The sequence below is a fragment of the Mesorhizobium waimense genome (assembly GCF_003601975.1).
GTDB lineage: Bacteria > Pseudomonadota > Alphaproteobacteria > Rhizobiales > Rhizobiaceae > Mesorhizobium > Mesorhizobium waimense.
Map to the genome: position 1 here is coordinate 93,927 of NZ_QZWZ01000015.1, position 21,949 is coordinate 115,875.

General features: G+C 64.2%; 21 protein-coding genes and 1 pseudogene. 6 read left to right on the plus strand and 16 right to left on the minus strand.

The features are described 5' to 3' along the window. Positions 1-40 precede the first annotated feature (40 nt). The gene (locus D3227_RS19935) at positions 41-640 is read right to left on the minus strand and encodes a YdeI/OmpD-associated family protein (protein ID WP_120016093.1); all 600 of its coding nucleotides are present in this window, start codon (positions 638-640) and stop codon (positions 41-43) included. A gap of 208 nt (positions 641-848) precedes the next feature. Between D3227_RS19935 and D3227_RS19940 the strand changes: the two genes are divergently transcribed. Beyond that, positions 849-1,460, plus strand: a complete 612-nt coding sequence (locus tag D3227_RS19940) for a hypothetical protein (RefSeq protein ID WP_120016013.1) — start codon at positions 849-851, stop codon at positions 1,458-1,460. Between the two features lie 3 nt (positions 1,461-1,463). Here D3227_RS19940 and D3227_RS19945 read toward each other — a convergent pair whose 3' ends face one another. Beyond that, positions 1,464-2,366, minus strand: a complete 903-nt coding sequence (locus D3227_RS19945) for a S1C family serine protease (RefSeq protein ID WP_120016014.1) — start codon at positions 2,364-2,366, stop codon at positions 1,464-1,466. Between the two features lie 240 nt (positions 2,367-2,606). Here D3227_RS19945 and yghU point away from each other — a divergent pair, with 240 nt between their 5' ends. Further along, the gene (yghU, locus tag D3227_RS19950) at positions 2,607-3,473 is read left to right on the plus strand and encodes a glutathione-dependent disulfide-bond oxidoreductase (protein ID WP_120016015.1); all 867 of its coding nucleotides are present in this window, start codon (positions 2,607-2,609) and stop codon (positions 3,471-3,473) included. Positions 3,474-3,561: 88 nt separating this feature from the next. On the opposite strand, the gene D3227_RS19955 is transcribed toward yghU, so the two are convergent. After that, positions 3,562-4,359 carry a hypothetical protein gene (locus D3227_RS19955; RefSeq protein ID WP_120016016.1) on the minus strand — a complete coding sequence of 266 codons (798 nt, stop codon included), beginning with the start codon at positions 4,357-4,359 and terminating at the stop codon, positions 3,562-3,564. 64 nt (positions 4,360-4,423) lie between these two features. Beyond that, positions 4,424-5,623, minus strand: a complete 1,200-nt coding sequence (locus D3227_RS19960; protein WP_208646404.1) for an aminotransferase-like domain-containing protein — start codon at positions 5,621-5,623, stop codon at positions 4,424-4,426. 261 nt (positions 5,624-5,884) lie between these two features. On the opposite strand from D3227_RS19960, the gene D3227_RS19965 reads away from it, so the two are divergent. Next, entirely contained in the window at positions 5,885-6,625 is a 741-nt protein-coding gene (locus tag D3227_RS19965; protein WP_120016017.1) for a sulfotransferase family protein, read from the plus strand. A 4-nt stretch (positions 6,626-6,629) separates the two neighbouring features. On the opposite strand, the gene D3227_RS19970 is transcribed toward D3227_RS19965, so the two are convergent. Next, positions 6,630-7,226: a CPBP family intramembrane glutamic endopeptidase gene (locus D3227_RS19970; protein ID WP_167480769.1), complete on the minus strand. Its 597-nt coding sequence runs from the start codon at positions 7,224-7,226 to the stop codon at positions 6,630-6,632. A 569-nt stretch (positions 7,227-7,795) separates the two neighbouring features. Here D3227_RS19970 and D3227_RS19975 point away from each other — a divergent pair. Continuing rightward, complete coding sequence (locus D3227_RS19975) at positions 7,796-8,110, plus strand: GYD domain-containing protein (protein WP_120016019.1); 315 nt, start codon at positions 7,796-7,798, stop codon at positions 8,108-8,110. 315 nt (positions 8,111-8,425) lie between these two features. Here the strand turns inward: D3227_RS19975 and D3227_RS19985 are convergent, their stop codons facing one another. Continuing rightward, positions 8,426-10,090 carry an FAD-dependent oxidoreductase gene (locus tag D3227_RS19985; protein WP_120016021.1) on the minus strand — a complete coding sequence of 555 codons (1,665 nt, stop codon included), beginning with the start codon at positions 10,088-10,090 and terminating at the stop codon, positions 8,426-8,428. A 91-nt stretch (positions 10,091-10,181) separates the two neighbouring features. Between D3227_RS19985 and D3227_RS19990 the strand changes: the two genes are divergently transcribed. Further along, the gene (locus D3227_RS19990; RefSeq protein WP_120016022.1) at positions 10,182-10,727 is read left to right on the plus strand and encodes an imm11 family protein; all 546 of its coding nucleotides are present in this window, start codon (positions 10,182-10,184) and stop codon (positions 10,725-10,727) included. A 95-nt stretch (positions 10,728-10,822) separates the two neighbouring features. On the opposite strand, the gene D3227_RS41685 is transcribed toward D3227_RS19990, so the two are convergent. The 7 genes and pseudogenes from D3227_RS41685 to D3227_RS20015 form a co-directional block, all read right to left on the minus strand. Continuing rightward, the gene (locus D3227_RS41685) at positions 10,823-10,978 is read right to left on the minus strand and encodes a DUF1127 domain-containing protein (protein ID WP_167480770.1); all 156 of its coding nucleotides are present in this window, start codon (positions 10,976-10,978) and stop codon (positions 10,823-10,825) included. Positions 10,979-11,261: 283 nt separating this feature from the next. Further along, positions 11,262-11,894, minus strand: a complete 633-nt coding sequence (locus tag D3227_RS19995) for a DUF6151 family protein (protein ID WP_120016023.1) — start codon at positions 11,892-11,894, stop codon at positions 11,262-11,264. 575 nt (positions 11,895-12,469) lie between these two features. Next, positions 12,470-12,634, minus strand: coding sequence for a hypothetical protein (locus D3227_RS41690; RefSeq protein ID WP_167480771.1), 165 nt, complete (start codon positions 12,632-12,634; stop codon positions 12,470-12,472). Positions 12,635-12,920: 286 nt separating this feature from the next. Next, complete coding sequence (locus tag D3227_RS20000; RefSeq protein ID WP_425374528.1) at positions 12,921-13,625, minus strand: Crp/Fnr family transcriptional regulator; 705 nt, start codon at positions 13,623-13,625, stop codon at positions 12,921-12,923. Positions 13,626-14,094: 469 nt separating this feature from the next. Beyond that, positions 14,095-15,148 (minus strand): annotated as a pseudogene (locus D3227_RS20005) (amidohydrolase family protein). 554 nt (positions 15,149-15,702) lie between these two features. Then, a complete protein-coding gene (locus tag D3227_RS20010; RefSeq protein WP_120016025.1) occupies positions 15,703-16,176 on the minus strand; it encodes a GFA family protein in 474 nt (157 codons plus the stop codon). 21 nt (positions 16,177-16,197) lie between these two features. Further along, positions 16,198-16,740, minus strand: coding sequence for a cysteine hydrolase family protein (locus D3227_RS20015; RefSeq protein ID WP_120016095.1), 543 nt, complete (start codon positions 16,738-16,740; stop codon positions 16,198-16,200). Between the two features lie 194 nt (positions 16,741-16,934). Between D3227_RS20015 and D3227_RS20020 the strand changes: the two genes are divergently transcribed. Then, positions 16,935-17,417, plus strand: coding sequence for an Imm8 family immunity protein (locus tag D3227_RS20020; protein WP_120016026.1), 483 nt, complete (start codon positions 16,935-16,937; stop codon positions 17,415-17,417). Here the strand turns inward: D3227_RS20020 and D3227_RS20025 are convergent, their stop codons facing one another. The 3 genes from D3227_RS20025 to D3227_RS20035 all read right to left on the minus strand — a co-directional run bounded on the left by D3227_RS20025 (position 17,418) and on the right by D3227_RS20035 (position 21,766). Continuing rightward, complete coding sequence (locus D3227_RS20025; RefSeq protein WP_120016027.1) at positions 17,418-19,478, minus strand: amidase; 2,061 nt, start codon at positions 19,476-19,478, stop codon at positions 17,418-17,420. It lies immediately after the preceding gene. Positions 19,479-19,514: 36 nt separating this feature from the next. Then, positions 19,515-19,880 carry a hypothetical protein gene (locus D3227_RS20030; protein WP_120016028.1) on the minus strand — a complete coding sequence of 122 codons (366 nt, stop codon included), beginning with the start codon at positions 19,878-19,880 and terminating at the stop codon, positions 19,515-19,517. Positions 19,881-20,188: 308 nt separating this feature from the next. After that, complete coding sequence (locus D3227_RS20035) at positions 20,189-21,766, minus strand: WD40 repeat domain-containing protein (RefSeq protein WP_120016029.1); 1,578 nt, start codon at positions 21,764-21,766, stop codon at positions 20,189-20,191. Between the last annotated feature and the right edge of the window lie 183 nt (positions 21,767-21,949).

Below are 21,949 nucleotides of genomic sequence, written 5' to 3' on the forward strand. Positions count from 1 at the left end.
CATTCCCGTTGCGGGCGGTCTCGATCGAGGCGGCCCGCGGTCATTTCCTGCCCTGCGGGTAGATCGTCTCGCCGCGCTTCAGCATCTCGACGAAGGTCTCGATCTTCTTCCTGCGGCCGGCCTCGGTCTTCATGTTGTGCGTGCGGAAGGCCAGCGCGAAGCGGTTCTGGGCGCTGAGCTTGGCCAGCATTTCTTTTGCCTTGGGTTCGGCATCGATCGCGGCCTGCAGGTCGTCGGGAATTTTCATGTCCTTGCCGCTGGCATAGGCACGGTCCCAGCGGCCGTCAGCCTTGGCCGCCTGGACCTCTTTCAGCCCATGTTCGGTCATCCGACCCTCCGCGATCAGGCGGGCGACATTGTCGACATTGATCTGGCTCCAGGTGCCCTTCTTGCCGCGCGGCGTGTAGCGCTGCAGAAAGCTCTTGTCGTCAAAGCCCTTGCGTACGGCGTCGATCCAGCCAAAGCACAGCACGACGTCGATGGCCTGCTTCGGCGTAATCGACGGCAAGCCGGAACCCACCTTGTGGACCTTGATCCACACCTCGGTCTCCTTGGCGTGATGCTGGCCGAGCCAGGCGTAGAAGCTCTCCGGATCCGAGAATTCGTGTAACTTGTCGGGGTCGACCTTGACCGGCGCCATCAGGCGGATTTTCCTTTTGCGAGCACTAGCGTCCTTCCTCCTCATCCTCGAATAAAGCAGCAGCGGGACCTCGTAGCAAACCTTGGCCAAGGTGGCTTGCGCCTCAGCCAACGCCCGTGGCAGGTTTCCCTGCGCGAAATGTCGCAAAGCGCGCTGCATCCCCGTTGGTCGAGCCGGGCAAGGCAGACTGCAATTCGGGGGGAATGCCATGCGATCCATATTGTTCGGGCTTGCGCTGTTGCTGTCGACCTCGGCCATGGCCGAACCGATCGAAAGCCAGAAGATCATCACCGCCGCCACCGGCGACTTCAACCGCGATGGCGTCACCGACCTGGTGATGATCGTCGAGACCCAGCCCAGCGACCCGATGGACGTGCATTTCTTCCTTGGGGATAAGGAGCACAATTATCTCAAGCCGGCGGGCGTGGTGCGCGAGCAGGTCTTCGGCGAATGGAACGGTTACGACCGGCCGGGCTACGAGAACTCCGACACCGAGCCGGAGCTGACTGTGCTGCCCAACGGCTCGATGAAGTTCTATCTGCCGGCGATGCCGCAAGGCAGCGAGCGCACCAACCAGACGCTGACCATCGCCTGGCGCGAAGGCGCCTTCATCGTCGCCGGCTTTACCTACGAACATGACGACGCCTTGAAGGACAATGCCAAAAGCAGCTGCGACTACAATGTGCTGACCGGCAAGGGCAAAAGCAGCAAGCAACAGCCTGACGGGAAGACGGTGCGCAAGACCGTGTCGGTCGACGGTGCGGTCATCCCGTTTGCTGAGTGGAACACGGGCACCGGGTTTTCGGCTTGCGGGGAGTGAGCCTCACTGCAAATGTGGCTTCTTCAGAAAGCTGTTGCGATCCGCCGATTTCACCCGCAGCCAGGTTTCACGCCCGTTGCGCACCACCCTGAGCGGGATCTCGGCGCCGGCCGGGTTTTCCCACAGCTTGCGGTAGAAGTCGGCGAGACCATCCACTTCGCCGTCGCGCACGTCCGAGATGATGTCGCCCTGGCGCAGGCCGGCCTTGGCGGCGGGGCCGCCTTCGGTGACGCTCATTACCATGACAATGCCGTTCGACTCGGCCGAGAAGGCGCCGAGCCACGGGCGCGGCGGCTTGGCCACCTGGCCGCGCGTCAGCAGGTCGTCGAGGATCGGCGGCAGCAGGTCGATCGGCACGATCATGTTGATGTCGGCGACCTCGCCGGCGCGGCTCATCTGCAGGCGCAGCGATCCGACGCCAAGCAGCCTGCCGTCCGCGTCGAACAGGGCTGCTCCACCCCAGGACGGGTGCGCCGGCGCGATGAAGATTGCCTCGTCCAGCAGATATTCCCAATAGCCGGCGAATTCCTGCTTGGTGACGATATGCGCATGGACCTGCTGGCCGATGCCGTCGGCGAGCACCACGGCATCGCCGGGTTTGGCCTTGTGGGCATCGCCGAGCGCCACCGCCGGCAAGCCGAGAGGCGACAGCGCCTGCACCAGGCCGAAGCCGGATTCCTGGTCGTAGGCGAGCGCATGGGCGGGGACGACGCGGCCGTCCTGGTCGGTCAGCCAGACTTCCTCGGCCTCGGTGATCAGATAGCCGATGGTGAGCACGAGCCCGTCATCGCGAATGACGACGCCGCTGCCTTCGCGGCGGGTGCCCAGTGCGTCGGCGGTGAAGGCGTCTTCCGGGATCGTGGCGCGGACGGCCACGACGGAGCGCGAAATGGTATCGATATTCATCCGTTCATCCTGGCTAGGTCGGTCTTTTCCATAGGTATGGCGGATTGAGTGAGGCGCAAGGGCTGGAGCCTTCTTGCCCCCAAGGTGGATCGGCGCCGACATCGATAGTAGTTCAACACAAGTTGAACTTTCCGCAGCCTTCGCTATCTATATCGAAATATAAACCATACCCGCCGCATCCAACCTCGCGCAAGCTGACCCTCCCAAGACCCTCCGTCAAAAACCACAAGGCCTCCCCCGATGAACCAATACACACCGCCGAAAGTATGGACCTGGAACAAGGCGAATGGCGGCACCTTCGCCAGCATCAACCGACCGGTCGCCGGCCCGACGCATGACAAGGAACTGCCGGTCGGCAAGCATCCGCTGCAGCTTTATTCGCTGGGGACGCCGAACGGCGTCAAGGTGACGATCATGCTGGAGGAGCTTCTGGCGCGTGGCCACATAGGCGCCGAATACGACGCCTGGCTGATCCGCATCAACGATGGCGACCAGTTCGGCAGCGGCTTTGTCGGGGTCAATCCCAACTCCAAAATCCCGGCGCTGATGGACTACAGCGAACCAAAGCCGGTCCGGATATTCGAATCCGGCTCGATCCTGGTCTATCTCGCCGAGAAGTTCGGCGAATTCCTGCCGACCGAACGGGCGGCGCGCACCGAGGCGCTGTCCTGGCTGTTCTGGCAGATGGGCTCGGCCCCCTATCTCGGCGGCGGCTTCGGCCATTTCTACGCCTATGCGCCGGAAAAGATTGAATACGCCATCGACCGCTTCGCCATGGAGACCAAGCGGCAGATGGACGTGCTCGACCGCCGGCTGGCAGAAAGCGAATATCTCGGCGGCCCCGACTACACGATCGCCGACATGGCGGTGTGGCCCTGGTATGGCGGGCTCGCCAAGGGCCGCATGTACAATGATTCCGGCGAGTTCCTGGCCGTGCAGGAATACAAGCACCTGCAGCGCTGGGCCGACGCCATCGACGCGCGGCCTCCAGTGAAGCGCGGGCGCATGGTCAACCGCGCCTTCGGCGATCCGGCCATGCAGTTGCACGAACGCCACGACGCCAGCGATTTCGAGACCAAGACGCAGGACAAGCTCGCGGCGGAGTAGACTGAGCGGCCGAAGCTGCCGATCTCCCCCACGAGGGGGAGATCGGATGTCCGCCGCCTTCGCCAATCTCCAACGTCAGAATTAGGGACTACTCGGCAGCACTGCATTCCTCGGTGGGCCGGGTCGCCCCGACGGCCGACATCCAAAGCCGATCTATGTCGGCCAGGCGCGTCTCGTCGATCTCGTCGAGGTGGTTCCAGTACATGCCGTCCTCGTAGAAATAGCCGAGGTGCTGCTCGACCTTTTCGGCTTCATCGGCCGCGTCGAGCTCGATGCCGGCCAGGATCTCAGCCTGCATCCGGGCGACCCCGGCCTGCGACAGGCCTTGCAGCTCTTTGAGGGTCAGACGCGGAAAGATCAGCCGGCTGCGCGGCAGGTCGGATAGGTTGATGCACAGGCAGTGCCGCTTCAGCGCCTGGAGAAGCAGGCGGGCGGATTTGGCCTCGAGGTTGCGCAGCGTCGGGTCGTCGCGCAGCGGATCGGCGCGGCCGATGCCGTAGAAATGTGTCTTTTCCGGCTGGTCGTAGATCATGTCGCAGCCGAGGAAGGCGAGCACGTCCGGCTTCTGGCTGTGGATGGTCCAGTAGGCCGCCGTCATCGCCATCGTGCCGCCGGCATAGACGAAACCGCCAAAGCTGTTCTGTGCCGGCACGTAATGCGCCGCGCTGAAGATCTGCGCCTGGCGCAGCATCTGCGGCGGCGGCAGCCGGTCCGGCGGAAAATCGCCGGCATGGACGAGGAAATCCCAGTCGGGCCGCACGCGCCAGGCATTGTTGATGGCGACGATCCGGCTGAAGGCCTGCTTCGGCCAGGCCACGCAGCGCACCACATCGGGCGCGCTGCCGATCAGCAGGATGATGCGGGGCGATGTCGACGCGGCGGCCATGGCGCGCCAACCTGTCACCTCCGGGCGGAGGGCTCAAGGGGTGAACCGCGGCGACGGCGCCCCCCTACCCCTTCAGCAGTGCCGCCAGTCTCGGTATGCCTTCGCTCACCGCGCGCTTGTCAGCCAGCGTGAAGCTCAGCCGCAGCGTGTTGCGTCCTGAACCGTCGGCGAAGAAGGCATTGCCCGGCACGAAGGCGACGCGCGCTTCCTTGACCGAGCGGGCGAGCTGCGCGGTGGCGTCGGTGCCTTCGGGCAGCGTCACCCAGACGAACATGCCGCCATCCGGCCGGCTCCAAGTCACGCCTTCGGGCATATTGGCCTCGAGCGCGCCGAGCAGATCATCGCGGCGTTCCCGGTAGGCGCCGATGAGCTTGTCCACCTGGCGGTCAAAGACGGCTTCGGCGGCGCGGTGCATGGCCACCTGGTTGATCGAGGGGCTGTGCAGGTCGGAGGCCTGCTTTATCAGCACCAGGCGCTCCACGACACGGCGCGGCGCGCAGACCCAGCCGACACGCATGCCCGGCGACAGGATCTTGGAGAACGAGCCGCAATAGAGCGTGCGGGCATTTTCGATGCCGCCGGAACGGGCGCAGTCGATCGCCAGGATCGGCGCCACGCCCTCACCGTCATAGCGCAGCGCGCGATAGGCGGCGTCCTCGATGACGGCGATGTCGAGCTCGCCGGCGAGATCAAGCACCGCCTCGCGCTGCCTGAGGCTCAGCGTCTCGCCGGTCGGGTTGGCGAAATCCGGCACCAGATAGGCGAACTTCACCTTGCCGCCGGCGGCAGCTGCGGCCGCGTGATAGGCTGATGGCGTCATGTTGCCACCGTCCGGCGTCAGCCGGTCGTAGCGCGGCTCATAGGCGTTGAAAGCCTGCAGCGCGCCGAGATAGGTCGGCCAGGTGACCAAAGCGGTGTCGCCGGGCGAGAGGAACAGCTTGCCGAGATAATCCAGCGCCTGTTGCGAGCCGGAGGTGATGAAGATGTTGTGCTCGTCGCAGGCGACGCCAAGCTTGCCCATCTGGCCGGCCAGCCATTTTCTGAGCGGCAGATAGCCCTCGCTGACCTGATACTGCAGTGCCGATCCAGCCTCGGCACCGCCGAGCACCGAAGCATAGGCATCGGATATGGCCTCGGTCGGGAACAGCGCCGGGTCGGGGATGCCGCCGGCGAAGGAGATGATGTCGGGCTGGTCGAGCAGTTTCAGCAGCTCGCGGATTTCCGACGCCTTCATGCGCGACGAGCGCGTCGCCAAGTGGTCCATCAATGTCACAGCCACCTCCCCGTGGATTTTCATCGAGCGTGACCAGGATCAGCTCGGGCAATTAGGTCAATCTAGCTGACCTATTATCAGGCTCCCCCGCCCGCTGGAATAGCCAGAAGGTCCTTCCGCGTGGCCCAAAGCAAAAATTCACGTTTTAGCGAATGCGCATGGAAATTTGTTGAGCGCTTGCCGGGGTCGATGCAACCTCGTTTCGGATGGATCCGCATAAAAAGAACAGCGGTCCAGAAATGGGGACGGGGAATGACGCTCAAGCTCATTGGGGCCGGATTCGGCCGCACCGGCACATGGTCGACCTTTGCCGCGCTGAACAAGCTCGGCTTTCCGAGCTACCATATGCAGGAAGTCATCCTCAACAAGGCCAACAAGGGCCATGTCGACTTCTGGCGCAAGGTGGCGAACGGCCCACCCGGCAGCCAGCATGACTGGAACCAGGTGTTTGCCAATTACACGGCCACCGTCGACAATCCCGGCTGCTGCGTGTGGAAGGAATTGCTGGCCGCCTATCCCGACGCCAAGGTGCTGTTGACGCTGCATCCGCGCGGCGCCGAAGCCTGGTACGAGAGCACGATCGATACGATCTACTTCACCGAGAACGTCTGGCAGTTCAAGATCCTGGAATGGCTGACGCCGTTCGGTCGAAAATTCGGCGACATGTCGAGCAAGCTGGTATGGGGCCGCACATTGGCCGGCGTGATGGACGACCGCGCCAAGGCGGTCGCGCGCTACAATGCCTACACCGAGGAGGTGAAGGCGGCGCTGCCGCCGGAAAAGCTCCTGGTGTTCAAGGTGACGGACGGTTGGGCGCCGCTCTGCGACTTCCTCGGCGTGGCGCACCCGAACGAGCCTTTCCCCAACCTCAACGACCGCGCCAGCCTCAAGAAGGTCATCGGCGATATCATCAAGGGCGCCTACATCATGCTGGGGCTGTCGATCGCCGGCATAGTGGCGGTCATCGCAGCGCTCTGGTGGCAGCTGGGGTAGAACTTCACGCGTCCGGGGCAAGCGGTCGCCGCATCAGGCTCGGGCCGGTCAGCAAAACCACGAGCAGCGCCACCACGCACCACATCGCCACCAGGATAACAATGTGGCGCTCGCTGTCGATCTCATTGAGCCCGAGATTGCCGGTGATGACCAGGCCGTCGGCGGCATGAACGATGAGCGTCATCAGCACGCTTCCACCGGTGTTGTTGAAGAGCCATCCGAAGACGATCGTGAATGCGAACGTGCCAAACAGCGCATAGGCCGGCAGCATGTCGAGCAGGACGAGCGGCAGGTGCCAGACGACGACCAGCAAGCCGAGGATGGCGCTGGCGGCGAGCGGCGAATGCCGTAGCTGCAGACGCGGCAGAGCGAAGCCGCGCCAGCCGAGTTCCTCCTGCATCGGTCTGTCGAGCGGATTGACCAGCCGTATGGCGAACATCATCAGCATCGTCGGCAACGTGGCAAACAGTGCCGCTGTCGGATTTGGCGCGCCGAAGAACATGCTGAGATAGGCCGGCGTCACGCAGATCGACGGGGCGAGGAGCAAGGCGACGGCAAACCAACCCCAGCCAACCCGCCAGATGGTGAGTTTGCGGAGCAACGCGACGACGCCCGCTCCCCCTTCCGTCATCGCGGTGACGATCAGAGCCGCCAGGAGCGGGCCTGGGCACCAAGAGAAGAAAGGGCAATGCGAGCACGAAGGTGACAGGCCTCTCTGCGTAAATCCGCTGCGGCACCGTCCAGCCGATCCAGGTCAGCCCGCAGGCGATGACAAAGAAGGCTGTAAGCGGATTGCTCCCGACGCGTTCACGAATGGAATTCACGGAGGTTGGCCCCCCTGCCGCCCCGATCGAGCGCCCGTGCGCGAAATCGACGGCCCGGTCTTTCCCGTCTCAGTCTATAAAGGATTCCCGACCTTGCTGCAGGTTTTGTTCGATAGCCGAAAGGTCCGCGCATCCCGGATTGCGGCGCCCGCGGCAGGATTGTCGTCATATTAGAATAGGCGCATATTGCTGCGGACCGCAGCTTAGCTCCGGTTATGAACTGCCGTTGGCCATGGCTGCCCAGGCGGTCCACAGGCCACGTCAAAATGTCAGTGAAAAGACAGGCACCTCTGTGCTGCTCAAACAGTTGAGCAGCCTGAGACAACGATATTTGGAGGAGAGAACCATGAAGGTTACCATATTGGCAAACTATGCACCCCACGCCGCCAAGGGACTGATGCAGGGATCAGACCGGGAAGCTGCGATCAAGGCGCTGTTCGAAAGCGTTGGCGGCAAGATGGCCAGCCTGATGTTTACGCGCGGCGCTTATGACGTCGTCGTCAATGGCGAGGTGCCGGACCAGTCCGCCGGCATGGGCATGGCCCTTGCGGTGCGGGCCAGCGGTTCGCTGACCGACCTCGTCATCCTCGAAGAGCTCAATATGAAGGCAGTGCTCGCGGCCGCCAACAAGGCAGCCGCCACTTACAAGCCCGCCGGCTGACCGGGCCGACCAACCAGGCAGCACGGCTCGATTGAACGTGCCCGTGCTGCCGGGTCGCGAAATGAATCGCGGTCAACGCGCCGGCCAGGCTGGCCCGACGCCAGTTCCGTATCAGATAACGATCTTGGGCGGTTGCGCCGGTGTTATTCCGGCGCCTGCGAATCCGAACCGGCCTGCTGGGCGGTCTGGGCCGAAAGCCGGCCTTTTCTGGCCAGTGTGGGCTTCGAGTATTGTTTCTTCATCGCGCGTTCCCCTGCCTGCCCGAAAGGCTGAGGCAATGGGGCCGGCCTGTCAAGCAGGCGGGCGGTCCGGCCATCAGCCGCGTTGGGCCTTGCCTTCATTGGCCAGATACTGGTGGACGAAGGCGATGGCCATGCTGCCTTCGCCGACCGCCGAGGCAACGCGCTTGACCGGGCTCAGCCGCACGTCGCCGCAGGCGAAGATGCCGGGCGCGCTGGTCTCGAGCAGGTAGGGGTCGCGGCCATGCGACCAATGCCCGGCCTTCTTCACGTCGTCGCCGGTCAGCACATAGCCGCGAGCATCGCGCGCGACATCGGCCGGCAGCCACTCGGTCTCGGCGTTGGCGCCGATGAACACGAACAGCCCGCCGCATTCGTGTCGGCTCACCTCGTTGCTCGTCTTGTCGAGAATGTCGATCGCCGTCAGGTGCGTCTCGCCGTGCACGGCCCGGACTTCGGAGCGAAGCTGGACCTTTACGTTCGATTTCGCCCTGAGCTGCTCGATCAGATAGTGGGACATGCTGTCGGCAAGCGACGGGCCGCGCACCAGCAGCGTCACGCTGCGCGCATGGCCGGAAAAATGCATCGCCGCCTGGCCGGCCGAATTGCCGGCGCCGATCAGGTAGACATCCTGGCCATGGGTGCTGCTCGCCTCGCTGCGCGCGGCGCCATAATAGACGCCCTTGCCGATCAGCCGGTCGAACCCGTCGATGGCAAGACGGCGCCAGGCGACGCCAGTGGCCAGGATGAGGCTGCGGGCGCGCACGACATCGGTGCCGTCGAGCACCACTTCGTGCGTGGCCGGATCGATGCCGGCGACCGAGCGGGTGACCAGGATTTCGGCGCCGAGCCGCTTTGCCTGCTGCAGCGCGCGGCTGGCAAGTTCGTCGCCAGAAATGCCGCTCGGAAAGCCGAGATAGTTCTCGATGCGGGATGACGTGCCCGCCTGGCCGCCGGGCGCCTCGCGCTCGATGACGATGGTGCGCAGGCCTTCGGAGGCGCCATAGACCGCCGCGGCAAGGCCGGCCGGCCCGCCGCCGACGATCGCGACATCGTATTCGTCGGCGCGTGGGCGCGTCTGCAGCCCCAGGCGGATGGCAAGATCGCGCACCGCGGGTCTTTCGACGATCGCTCCGTCCGCCAGAAGGGCGACGGGACCATCTTGAGCCGGCCTGCCCAGCGTGGACCAGAAGGCCTCGGCATCCGGCGTGTCGGGCAGCAGCCAAGTGAACGAGATCTGGTTGCGGGCGAGAAATCGGCGGAGGTCGCCGCACGCCGTGTCCCAGCGATGGCCGACCAGGGTGACGCGCGGCTTCTGCGGCTCGGCCGTGACGCTCTGCAGCCCGCCCATCCGCTCGCGGGCCAGCGCGCTGACTTTCTGGGCCACGTCCTTCGAGACCGCCGCGATGGAATAGTATTGCTGGACCTCGATGCGCATGACGCGCGACGGTTCGGCGGCGCGATAACCGCCCGGAAAACCCGAGCCTAGGGCGATCGGCACCTCGCCGAAGATCGTTCCCGTCAGCCGCCAGCCGAGCGTCCGCTCGACGCCGTCGAAGGTTTTTACCACTTCGATCTTGCCGGCGAGAACCGCGAAAAGTGCGGCCTCTCCGCCCTCGTGGACCGCGAACTCTCCAGGGCTGAGATGAAGGTCGGCCGCCATCCGCGCCAGGCGCTCCAGTTCGGCCGCCGGCAAATCCGAGAACAACGGGATCGCTCCCACTTCATCAACTGTCAGCATCGCCCCTCGCGGGCTTCAATTAGCGTTGTTTTTTGGGCGCGATCAACAGAAAAAGGCGGGGAGCGTTCCCCTGGTGCAAGGATACCGACCGATGCCGATCAGCCTCTACGAGTTCGCGGTCCTGGAGGATCAGGAGTGGGTTCTGCCGGTCGATGAAAGCTGTTTCGAATTCTTCTTCGGCCTGGATGGCAGGGTTCTCCACCAATGGGATCCGCCGCTCATGCAGCGAATCGCGGACGGCGACCGCGTCTACCTCTATTCGGACTTCCCCTGGCTTGGCGAACACGCACCGTTGCTGCGCAAGCCGGCCGTCGATGCACTGGGGGCATCATTGCAGCCCTATGGCCAGTTGCTGCCGCTTCGCGGCGAAGAGGTCTGGCTCTTCAACGTCACCAATGTGATCGACGCGCTGGACAAGGAGCGCTCGCAGATCGTCACGTTCGAAGACGGCGACATTCTCGCAATCGAACGCTACGCGTTTCATGCCGACCGGATCGGCAATGCCGAGATCTTCAAGCTGCCGATGCGCGCGTCTTCCGTTTTCGTCAACGAGGTGTTCGTCGATCGCGTCCGAAACGCCGGGCTGAGAACGGTGTCGTTCAAGCCCGTGTGGACATCGGACGAAGCCAGGCGCTAATCCGTGATCGCGGCGCGGCGCTGGTGGTTGGTGAGAGGCGACCGGACGCCGCTGGCCGGATGCGTTCGACAGAGCAAGGCGTCCGGCTCGGCCCGTTAGAACGGCAGCCGAATCTCGTCGGATGGGGCCGGCTCCGACCAGCCGATATCCTTCCGGATTTCTGGCGACAGATTGTCCAATGCGCGCTTCGTCTCTTTGCGCTTGCCGGCTTGCTTGAGAGCAGCCGCAATGCGGCCAAGGGTTTTGAACATCGACATCCTCCATATCGTAGCGGCGGAAAGAACAGTACTGCCCTGTCACGCCGCGCCGGTTTTGCGATGCGTCTGTATCCGATCGATTGCGCGGGAACGGTGAAGCGCTTCACGAAACCGTGCCAGTTCGAAACATTTGCATGCAAATTAATTTGGGAGGGCGCGCGCCTCCGCCCAGCATGCTGCCTGCGATATCCGACACTTAGCCTTGTTGGCTGATGCGCTGATTCACCTTCCCGGCTCCAAAGATCGCGCCGGCCAGATCATTATCCAGAAGTGGCGGTCAAGACTCCAGGCGAACGGGGATCCCACCAGCCAGCGCGTCGCGCTCGGCGGGCGTGATTACGCGCGGCACGGAGAGCGGGGCGTTCGTGTGTTCGTCGAAGAGCGGGTTCGGTCGGCCGAGGCCGCGCAACCACCAGAAGAGAAGTTTTGAGACGCGCAGCGCAAACAGGCCGACCGTGGGTGGCGGCGGCGCGTTGGGCGGCAGCGGGCCGACGGCGGAGAGTTCATGGATCCGGCAGAGCGGTGCGCCGAGCACCGTGTCGCGGGGCTCGGCATCGTGGCACATGAAGGAATGAGTGATGGCGACCACCGGGAAGCGCGGACCGGCGGAGTTGCCGATCGGGGTCCGGCAACACTCGGTGTACCAGCGCAGCACCTTGTCCGAGAATTGCAGGCAGCGCACGACGTCCTTGCCGGTGGCGAGCTTCACGCGGCCCGCCGGCATCTGAAAAATGTCGGTGCCGCCCGCCACGTCGAGCATATCCGGCCAATCAAGGAAGCGCGCGAAGGCCTGGCAGTCCCGGCAGTAGCAGGTGAAGCGGAAGCCGGTGTGCGGCGCAATTTTTTTGGCGACGCCGCTGACGCGGCCGCAACGGCAACGAAGCGGAATATTCTTTGCGGCCAATGCCATGCGACAAGCTCCCTGATCCGGCGCGCCATGAGTTCGGGAGCGAGGCTTGCCCCAGGGCGCCGTGGAATGATGTCCTCGCAATTCTTTCCTGAGGACCGAAGCCGGCCGTTGATGGGCATCGTCGTTCACATTGACGGCATTGGGCTGCGGCCGGCCAGGGTCACCCGCACCGAAGGCCCATCCAGCGCATCGCTCTAAGTATTTGTTTTTAAGCAAGTCCGGACGGAAAGCCGCTGCGCGCTGTGTTGGAATTGCCCTAAGTCCGCGATCACAAGGACCTTTGGTGCGGACCTTGGTCCGCCTTGCTACACCAGCCGGCACAGGCGCATTGTCAGCGTCGAACCCGACGACAAGGGCCTGGCACCACACTACCCCCGGTGTCAGGCCCTTTGTCTATCCGCCCAACCGCGGCGGCAGCCAATTTCCTTTGCAACTTTTTGTGTTCCCGCAGCGTATCTGCCGAAGACGGCAGGCCGCTTGGGTTGGGGTAGGTGCGGCGGTGCTGGCCTGCCGTCGCCAGGCGTGCTGAGCACGGCCCTTCCGAACCAAAGGTCAGCGCAGCAAAACCAGCGGCGCTATTTGCGCGTGATCCAGTCCAGCATGTCGGGGTCGATGTCTTCGTGGCCGGTCAAGTCGCGGATGAGGGACGCGGCGAGTGTGCGCCACTGGTCTTCCGGGATGAATGCAGTTCGCAGGATGTCGCAATCGAAGGCGGATACATCCAAATGGCCGTCTGCCATGTCTGTCTCCCGTCACATAGGGGCGGGAGCTTTGCGAACTCTCAAGCACCGGCGCCCGACACGATGGCCGGTGACACATGATTCATATTCCGTTCGAGCCAGCGTTCAATCGAATCCGACTGTACGAAATCTTACCAAGCGACGGCGGTCGTTGCCCGCTGTCTGGCAGATGCTAGCAATGGCCTGCGGTGCACCCCCAAGTAAGCCGCAGTGGCCGACGCGACTTAGGCAATGTGCCTCACGGCATCCGCGTCGGCCACTTCCAACCCATATGCGGCCTAGGCGGTTACCCAAGCAGCCGGTCATAGTCGGCCTCCGCCTGGCCATAGAACCCTTCGGCGACACTGATCAGACCATCCCTGTCGCGAATGGTGATCTCCCCGCGGCGAGACCGGATGAGGCCACGTCCTTCCAGCATTTGAAGACCGATCGTCACGCCGGGGCGCCTGACCCCAAGCATGATCGCCAGGAATTCGTGGGTGATCCGGATCTGATCGCCGGTTGTCCGGTCGTCACACATCAGCAGCCATCGGGCCAGCCGATCCTCCAGCTTCGCACGGGCATTGCTCAACGCCGTGGATCTGGTCTGGATATGCAAATAGTGGACATAGCGCAGCAGGAAGGCGCGAAGCGTCGGGCTGGCCTGCAGCGCGGCGTTGAACGGTGCGGCCTCCATGCAGACTGCCTCGCTCGTCATCTGGATATAGCAATCGTTCGGCGCCCAGTCGGCGCCCATCACCAGGGCAGAGCCGGACATGCCTTCGCGGCCGATAATGCCGACCTCCGTATCAAGTCCTGGCCGGTTGCTGGCCACTACCGAAGCGAGACCGCTTTCGAAGAAGCAGACCGACTTGATCGGCTCGCCCGCCGATTCCACCGACTCTCTGAGATCCAGGAAACGATTGTGCAGGTGAGGCGCGAGCAGCGCAAAGTCGTCCGGGCTCATGCGGCGCAAAAGGTCGCTTTTGTCCTTGCTGATCGCCTGGTCCAACGCTCTCTCCCACGAAGGGCAAGAGCGCTTGTCATCTCCCAGCCGTCTGCGCCCTGGGACGATGCAGACGATGGTTGGAGGGTAACCCATTCTGTTCAACAATCGGGCTTGGTACGAAACCGACAATTTGGGGCCGTGCCCACAAATCCATCAAACAGCTTGGATCAATGCCAAGAACGGTCACGGGCCATGATGCGCGCTTCCCTCAGGATGGACGCGCGATCGGTGCCGATCAACGAAGCGATCTCTCGTATTTGCTGCTCAGTGGCCCCGGATTCCCGCGCCACCGCCGCTACGGCATCAGCGCCCAGACCGGGCTGTCCTGGTTGCTCCACCATTGCTCCGATGCCTCCTGTTGGGGCAGGAGTGCGATGGTCGCTCCCAAGCGTCAGCGCCCGTGAAAGTGGCTGGCGATCTGGTGAGTGTACGCTTTAGAACAAACCTCTGCGAGAGATATATTAGCCTCCCCTCATTGCCGCGCCATCCTTCCGTCCTTCGCGACCACCCTGCCCCGGCGATACACGGTGCGCTCTCTCGGCAGGGCGACCACGGCCTCGGGTATATGCTCCGCCCGCATGGCGACGAAGTCGGCGCCGGCGCCGACGGCGATGCCATAGCCTTCAAGCCGCAGCGCTTTGGCACCGGCATAGCTCACCACGTCGAAGGCCGTGGCCAGCTCGCGGTCCTCGTAAAAACCAGAGCGGTAGCCGATCATATTGGCGCGCGAGAGCATGTCGCCATCGCCATAGGGCCACCAGGAATCGCGGATGTTGTCGGAACCGCTGAACACGGTGACGCCCGCCTGGCGCAGAGCCGCGACCGGTGGGAAGGCGTGGTTGCCCGGAGCGTTGGTCATGATCGAAACGCCTGAGGTAGCGAGCATCGCGCCGACCTTGTTGAGCGCATCGGCCGGGATGTCGCCCAGCGCATAGGCGTGGCTGATAGCGACGTGGCCTGCCATGCCGAGTGCCTTCGTCCGACGTGCGATCTCCTCGATCTGAAACAGGCCGAGGCTGCCGCCATCGTGCAGATGGATGTCGACGCCGACGCCGTGCTTTTGCGCGAGGCCGAACACCACATCGAGATGGCCGTTCACGTCGCGGTCGAAACTAGCTGGATCGAGGCCGCCGATCAGGTCGCAGCCAAGGCTGAGCGCCTCGTCGAGCAGTTCCGGCGTGCCCGGCGAAGACAAAATACCGCTTTGCGGGAAGGCGACAGGCTGGATGTCGATCAGGCCGCGATAGGCCTCGCGCACGGCAAGGATCGTCTCCAGATGCTTCAGGCCGACCGAGCCATCGACCATGACATGGCTGCGCATGGCAAGACTGCCATTGCCGATGCAGAGCTCGAGCTGGTTTTTTGCGCGCTCCGCCATCGGTGCGGCGGCGGCGAGGTTCTGCGCCTGGATGGCGACACGCTCGCGCACGCACGTCAAAACCGTCGGTGCACGGGATGTCCGGACGCCAGGCGTCGCCATAAAACGAGGTGTCGAGATGGATGTGGCCCTCGACGAAACCGGGCACGACGAGCTGCCCGCCGAGGTCGATGGCGGCGGTGGCTTGCGTGTTTTTGCCGGCAGGCGTGATGGCGCTGAAGCGCCCATCGGTGACAGTAAGGTCGACCAGTGCGCCATCGGCCAGCCTTGCGTTCAGGAAAATCGTCTGCTCGGTCAACGGCGCTATCCATCGGTTGAAGCGCCAGTCGTCGCCGCTCGGTCGAAGGAGGTCAATGCGGGAAAGGAGAGAAAGTGTTTCTCGGTAAGGCTGGTGGCAAGCGACACAAGCCGGCGCAGCGCTTCCCTTCTCCCCTGTTGTGGGAGAAAGGAAAGCGCCAGTCGGCCCCGGCCGAATCCATATTATGCCCTCCGCATATTCCGCTTTCGCGGAAGTTTCGGCGGACCGGCAATGTGCGATGCTGTTATTGCGGCGGTACGAGCCGCCCTGGTCGACGCGAGCTCAGAGCACACCCCAACATGCGCCCCCGCAGCCGCGTCGACCACGGCAGGCCCGCGCCCCCATCAGGCAATATGTGGTGGCAACCACTCCTGCTCCGTCGGCACCGGCGCGACCAAACGCGATCAGCCGGCGGAGCCGCCCGTCACATAATTTTGGGCAAACTCGGCCGTCAGCGCCTCATACTCTTCCATCGCCGGCAGCGCCGCGTGGCTGTGCACGGCGGGTGTTGTTGCCCATGGCAGCTTCTCGTTGGTCCAGGTCTCGATAAAGGGCGTGAACCATGCTGGATCGTCGAGCATGGTCGGGCGCAGATTGACGAACCAGTCGAGCCCTTCGGGCCGCGTGAACATCCAGCTCATGCAATGCGGGCAGAAGAAATGGCGCGAGGCGCCGTGCAGGCCGCCGATTACCGGCCCGCCCTCAGTGACTTCGAAGCCATCGGAGGGGATGGCGGCGCTCAGCGAATAGGCGCTGGCCGACATCGACTGGCAGCCGGTGCAATGGCAGGCCATGGTGAGCAAGGGCGGCGCGGAGATTTTCAACCGCACGCGCCCGCAACGGCATCCGCCTTCGGCCGGCAGAGTCAGGCGTGACAAGGTGGGCCTCCTCGGGTTGCCTCAGGCGCCCGTCAGCGCCTTCGTCGTCACCAGCGAGACGCCGGCCTGCGTGAAGGCGGCGTTGTGGCGGGCGATGATCTCAGCAGCGGTCTCGCCAGGCGTGTCCAGTGTGGAATGGGCGTCGGAAACCACGGTGACGCCGAGCCCTTCGGCAAAGGCACCCTTCACCGTCGCGGCAATGCAAAAATCGGTCTGTGCGCCGACGAGCACGACCTCGCCAGCGCCCTGCCCGGCCACCCATTCACCAAGGGCTGAATTGCTGAAGGCATTACCGACGTTCTTGGCAAAGGTCGGCTCGTCCCCGGCCTGGCCAAGCGCCGGCCACACCGGCCAGCCCGGCTCACCCGGTGCCAGCGGATCGCCAGCCGGCCCGTCATGCCTGACAAAGGCCACCTTGCGCGCGCTCCGCCTCGCCCAGTCGATCAGCGCACGGGCGCGGGCAACCATGCCGTCGGCATCATGGATCGGCGGCTCGAAGCGGCCGTCGAACATGCCGGTCTGGAGATCGATTACGATGAGGGGAGCGAGCCCGGGTTCTGACATGGGCGCGAACATAGCGTGGAGGGCGGGAGGGTCAAGGACGCACGGGTGCGGATGCTGCGAGCGCTGGCAATGCAGCGTGCGAGCGCCACTTTTCGACTGAGGCTTGCGCGTCGCAACGGATGGATGGCAGTCGTCGATTGCCTGGCTGAAAATTGGTCATTACCTTGCGGCGATTGCAATTCGCAAAGACGCCCATGTCAAACATCGTCTATCCATGTCGGCTGAGATTAAGAGGCGTTAGCGCAAGGAACCTCGGCCCAGGATCGAGAAGCGGTCATTCCGTTCCGGAAAGCCTGATCCGAGAAGGCTATACCGAACAGGAAATCCACTCCGGCGCGAAAGTTTTGGATAGCGAGAAAATACTGGAACATTGGAGGCCGATAAACCCCAAGAGCTTTGCTCTGGGACTGTCCTTGGCAATCGGATGGGACAAGGATGTTGGAAGCGACTACTTCGAGGTTTACGTCATCGCCAACCAGCTCAGAGACCAGATAAATCTCGACAGTCGCGCGGTCATTTTCGCAGAAGATTTTGACTGGCCCGGTCTCAGGCAGAGCCTCCTCAACATCCTAAATAAATGCGAGGGACAAACATGGAAAGAAAGCGTCCGCGAATTACGAAAGCATTTCGAATGGGAATATGACGGAATGGCCGAATACGAGTCTTGGCTCAAATAGCTACCCAATGCCGCCGGTCACCATATAGGCACCTGCGGTGCGCCCATCCTGCAGGCACACGGTGGCGGTGACGATCGAGCCGTAGGAACCGCGCCAGACGCTGTGGAAGCCGCGATGCGTCTCCGCCGGGACCAGGACACGCCCGCTGTAGCGCGCTCGGTCTCGCCGCAGCGTCACCGCCTCGCCATTGACGTGCACCTTGACATTCACGGCTTCCAGCGCAGTGCCGCCGGCTCCGGCTGCGCCGGCATCGATGTCCAGCGCGACAGTGATTTCATCGTTGCCGCCGTGGCTCGTCTCGGCTGCAAGCGAGATGGCGAGCGGCGCCTCGCCGGGTCCGGTGACAGAGCCCCCCTCGCCCGTCCAACTGGCACCCGCCGGCGCCACGAACACATCGTCGGCCAACGCCGGCGTGCGCGGCGGGCTTGTGCGGCGGGCACCTGAGCGCTCGAAGTCGCCGGCCATGCGAAGCAGCTCCACATCGCTGCAGGCCTTGCCGGCGAAGGTGAGGCCGACGGGCATGCCGATATCGGCCATCGTGCCCATCGGAACGGTGACGGTCGGGATGCCGAGGTGACGCCAGACCAGATTGCCGTTGGCGACCCAAGTGCCATTGCGCCAGGCAAGGGCTGCCGAGGCCTCGTTGACATCGGCATCGGCCGGCCCGACATCGGCCACGGCCGGCAGCACCACCGCGTCGAGGCCTTGCTCGTCGAGCCAGTCCTCGAAGTCGATCCGCCGCGTCGCCTCCAACCACTTCAGGCCCGCTTCCAGCGTTGGGATGTCGGCGAAGGGCGTGAAGCCCAGCTTCGCCCGCTCGACATACTCCGCCAGGTCGAAACCGTCGTCGCCGTAGCGGTCCGGCAACGTGCCCGGCGGCTGCGGGAAAGTCTTCGGACCATCGACCGACGCCAGATCGGGAATGGCCGGATCGGCGTTGGCGCGCAAAAAGTCGTGCCAGGCAAAGATGCAGAGATCCCAGATCTCGCGCTCGGCGAACTCTTGCGGCACCAGCCCGCGCTCGACCATGGTTTTCGCACCCGGGCGGTCGCGCTCGTAATTGGAGACAACGGGAAAATCGACCTCGACTATCGTTGCGCCGAGCCGCTGCAGATCGCGCGCCGCCTGCTCCCAGAGATCAAGCACCGAGGCGCGGGTTTCGATCGGCTTGGTGGCTTCCATATCCCGGCCGATATACATCCTGGGCACGCCGAGCTGCTTGCCGCGCAGCGAGCCTTCCAGCTCAAGCGCGGTGTAACTTTGCGGCCGCACATCACTGGTCTTCGGTAGTGCCACCCAAGGCTGCGCGCGCCAGAAATCGCCGCGCGTCTCCGCGTCGTCGGCGACGATCACGTCGAGCAGTTCCAGCATGTCCGACACCGAGCGCGTATGCGGCACCACCACATCCATGGTCGGCACCAACGGCCAGTTGCCGCGCACCGAAATGACGCCGCGCGACGGCGTATAGGCGACCAGCGCGTTGTTGGAGGCCGGCGCCCGGCCGGACGACCATGTCTCTTCGCCGAGCCCGAAAGCGGCGAAGCTTGCGGCGGTCGCCGTGCCCGAACCGTTGGACGATCCGGAGGCGAAGGCCGCGGTCAGGTAGTCGGCGTTGTAGGGGCTTTCGGCGCGTCCATAGACGCCGCGCTGCATGCCGCCATTGGCCATCGGCGGCATGTTGGTCAGCCCGATCAGCACCGCGCCACCGGCGCGCAGCCTGGCAATGGTGAAGGCGTCCTCATTGGCGACGAGATGCTCGAAGGCAGGCGAGCCATCGGCCACCGTCAGGCCGCTGACCTTGTAGCTGTCCTTGGCGGTATAGGGGATGCCGTCCAGCGGCCCGAGGGTCGCGCCCTCGCGGCGGCGGCGGTCGGACGCAGCGGCTTCCTCGAACATTGCGGGGTTGAAGACAGGCACGGCGTTGAGCGCGATGCCATGGCGGTCGTAGTGGGCAATGCGCCTCAGATAGGCGCCGACCAGCTCGACGCTGGTGACGGTGCCGGCTTCCAACGCGCGGCGCAGGTCAGCGATCGAGGCTTCGACAAGGTGGAGGTTGGTCATTTGGAAACGCACCCGAGGATAACTGCTCACGAAACATCAAAGGGCTTTCCGCAACTGCCCTTTGCGTTCGATCCACCAGTCGTTCTGCCAATCTTCGTAGCCGAGAAGCAAGCCCTCCATTCTTTCGAGAGCCTCGCTCCAACCTGTTTGGGCGGAGACTTTCGACAAGAGCAGAAATGCGTCTATCCGCCACTCTTCTCCGGGAAGGGAAAAGAACGCGCGTCTCCATCCCTGGAAACCAGGGAAGCGAGCCCGCTCGGCCTCGGTGAACGGCGTATCGATGAGGCGATGGGTGAGCCGGCCGGATCGAACAAAAGGATCGAAGCGGCCAAGGGTTTCAGACAGCCATTGCGCCGGATAGGCGTCATAAAATACCGCCAGCGGCTTGCGGCCATGCAGCATCAGCGGCAGCTCGAAATGCGTATGAATGAGATACGGGACCTCACGGATTGGATGCCAGGACTCGATGCGGTTAAACCTCGGGTCAGGTTCGCAGGGTGGAATGCATATCGCGCCCAGCGTTTGGAGGTCTCCCGGTTCCAATTCCCATGAGCCAGATAACGGCGTGCCGTTGCCGCATTCGAGAACTATGCGAAGTTTTCCCAGATCAGGGATGTGTATCCGAGCCCTCCGCAACCGGCGAACCGATCCTCGGGTCAATCTCTTGCAAAACAAAATATCTGAACTCTGCCGTATCGCTCACGAGCCTCTCACTCCGGCGCGCCGGCAAACAGGACCACGCCGTCGCCGCCGGCTGCCGGCCAGTCGCGGATGGTGCGGTCGTAGCCGCCGGTGAGCAGCGTGCCGTCGGCGGCGAAGGCGACCGAATAAAGCGGCCCGGTGTCCGGATCGAACTCGGCAATCTCGGCGCCGGTGTCCATGCTCCAGATCCGCGCGGTGCCGTCGAGCGAGACCGAAGCCAGCCGCTTGCCGTCGGAGGACAGCGCGATTTCATAGACGGTGCCGGAATGGCCCTCGAAGCGGCGCACCTCCTTGAAGGTGTCGAGATCCCAGAGCTTGATCGCGTAGTCGCCGCTGCCGGTCACCGCATGGTGGCCGTCGGCGGTGAAGACGGCGCCATAGGTGCCCTGCTCGTGGCCGTGCCAGCTGCGCAACTGCTTTCCTGAAACGATGTCCCAGAGCTTCAACTCGCCGTCGATGCTGCCCGAGATGGCGCGCGTGCCGTCAGGCGAGACGGCCACGGAACTGACCGACCAGTCGTGGCCCGGCAGCACATGCAGCACACTGCCCTTGTCGATGTCCCAGACGATGACGCTGCCGGTGTCGTGCCCGCTGACGGCCAGCTTGCCGTCCGGACTGATCGCCAGGTTCCTGACGCCACCATTCGTACCTGAGGCAAAAACGTGCAGCACCGCCCCATCCGAAAGCTGGCGCAGCACAATCTCGCCGTCGTCGCCCGCGGTCATTGCCCGCTTGCCGTCGGGCATGAACAGCGCCGTGCGCGCCATGTCCTTGTGGATGCCGAGGTCGCGGATCAGCCGCTTGCCGTCGATGTCCCAGAGCTTGATCATGCGGTCGGTGCTGGCGCTCATGATCTCGTGCCCGTCGGCCGATACCGCCAGCCAGACCACGGCGTCGCGATGGCCGTCGGGCTGGGTGGGTTGCGGCGGCGCGGATGGTGGCGGGGGTGCCACGGTTTGTGGCGGCGGAGCGGCCTGCGGCGGCGCAGGTGCCAGTGCCGTCTTTGGCGGTTCTGTTGGCGGCGGTGCCGGAGCAGCGGGCAGCGGGGGAACCGGTGCCGGTTCGGCTGAAGGCGGCGCCTTGGCGGCTTGCTCCGGTGGCGGAGTGACTGGTGCTGGAGCGACTGGCGCCGGAGCGGGCGTGGCGGGCGGCGGGCTCACCGGCTGCGGCGGAGCGCTGGCGACGTCCTTTGGCTCGCCGGGTGCCGGCACCTCCCCGCCCGTGCGCCATGGACCGAACTGGTCGGCCAGCAGCGCCAGCACGGCGAGCATAGGCACGGCAACGAAAACCAGGCGCAGGCGCGGCCTGCCTGAAACCTGCACCTCCGCCGCCCGGCCGAACAGCGGCGCGCCGGCTTGCCGGCCCGGCCGGCCCGGCAACAGGCCTTGCCAGAACAGCAGCGCACCGAGCGCGCAGACCAGGGCCGCCGCCAGGAATGCCGCGAGCCGCAGGGACGCCGCATCCGCCAGCGGATGTGCCAGGCGGCTCAAGGCGAAACTGCCCGGGAGCAGGTACACATGCGCCAGGCAGGCCAAGGCAACGGCCAGCACAAGAAACGCCAGCAGCCTGTCGACAGACCTGTTCATCGGTTTCCCCCGCCGCGGCGGCTTGCCTCCCCCCGCGGGAAGAAAGCGACATCAACATCCTAGCCGAGCTCGGCGCGAAGGCTAGAAGCAATCCCAGGAAAAGTGCCTAGCGGTTCTCCGTCCGGAATTGCGTAAAAACAAATACTTAGAGCGGGTCGACGATTCAATCAATTCAATCAAAAG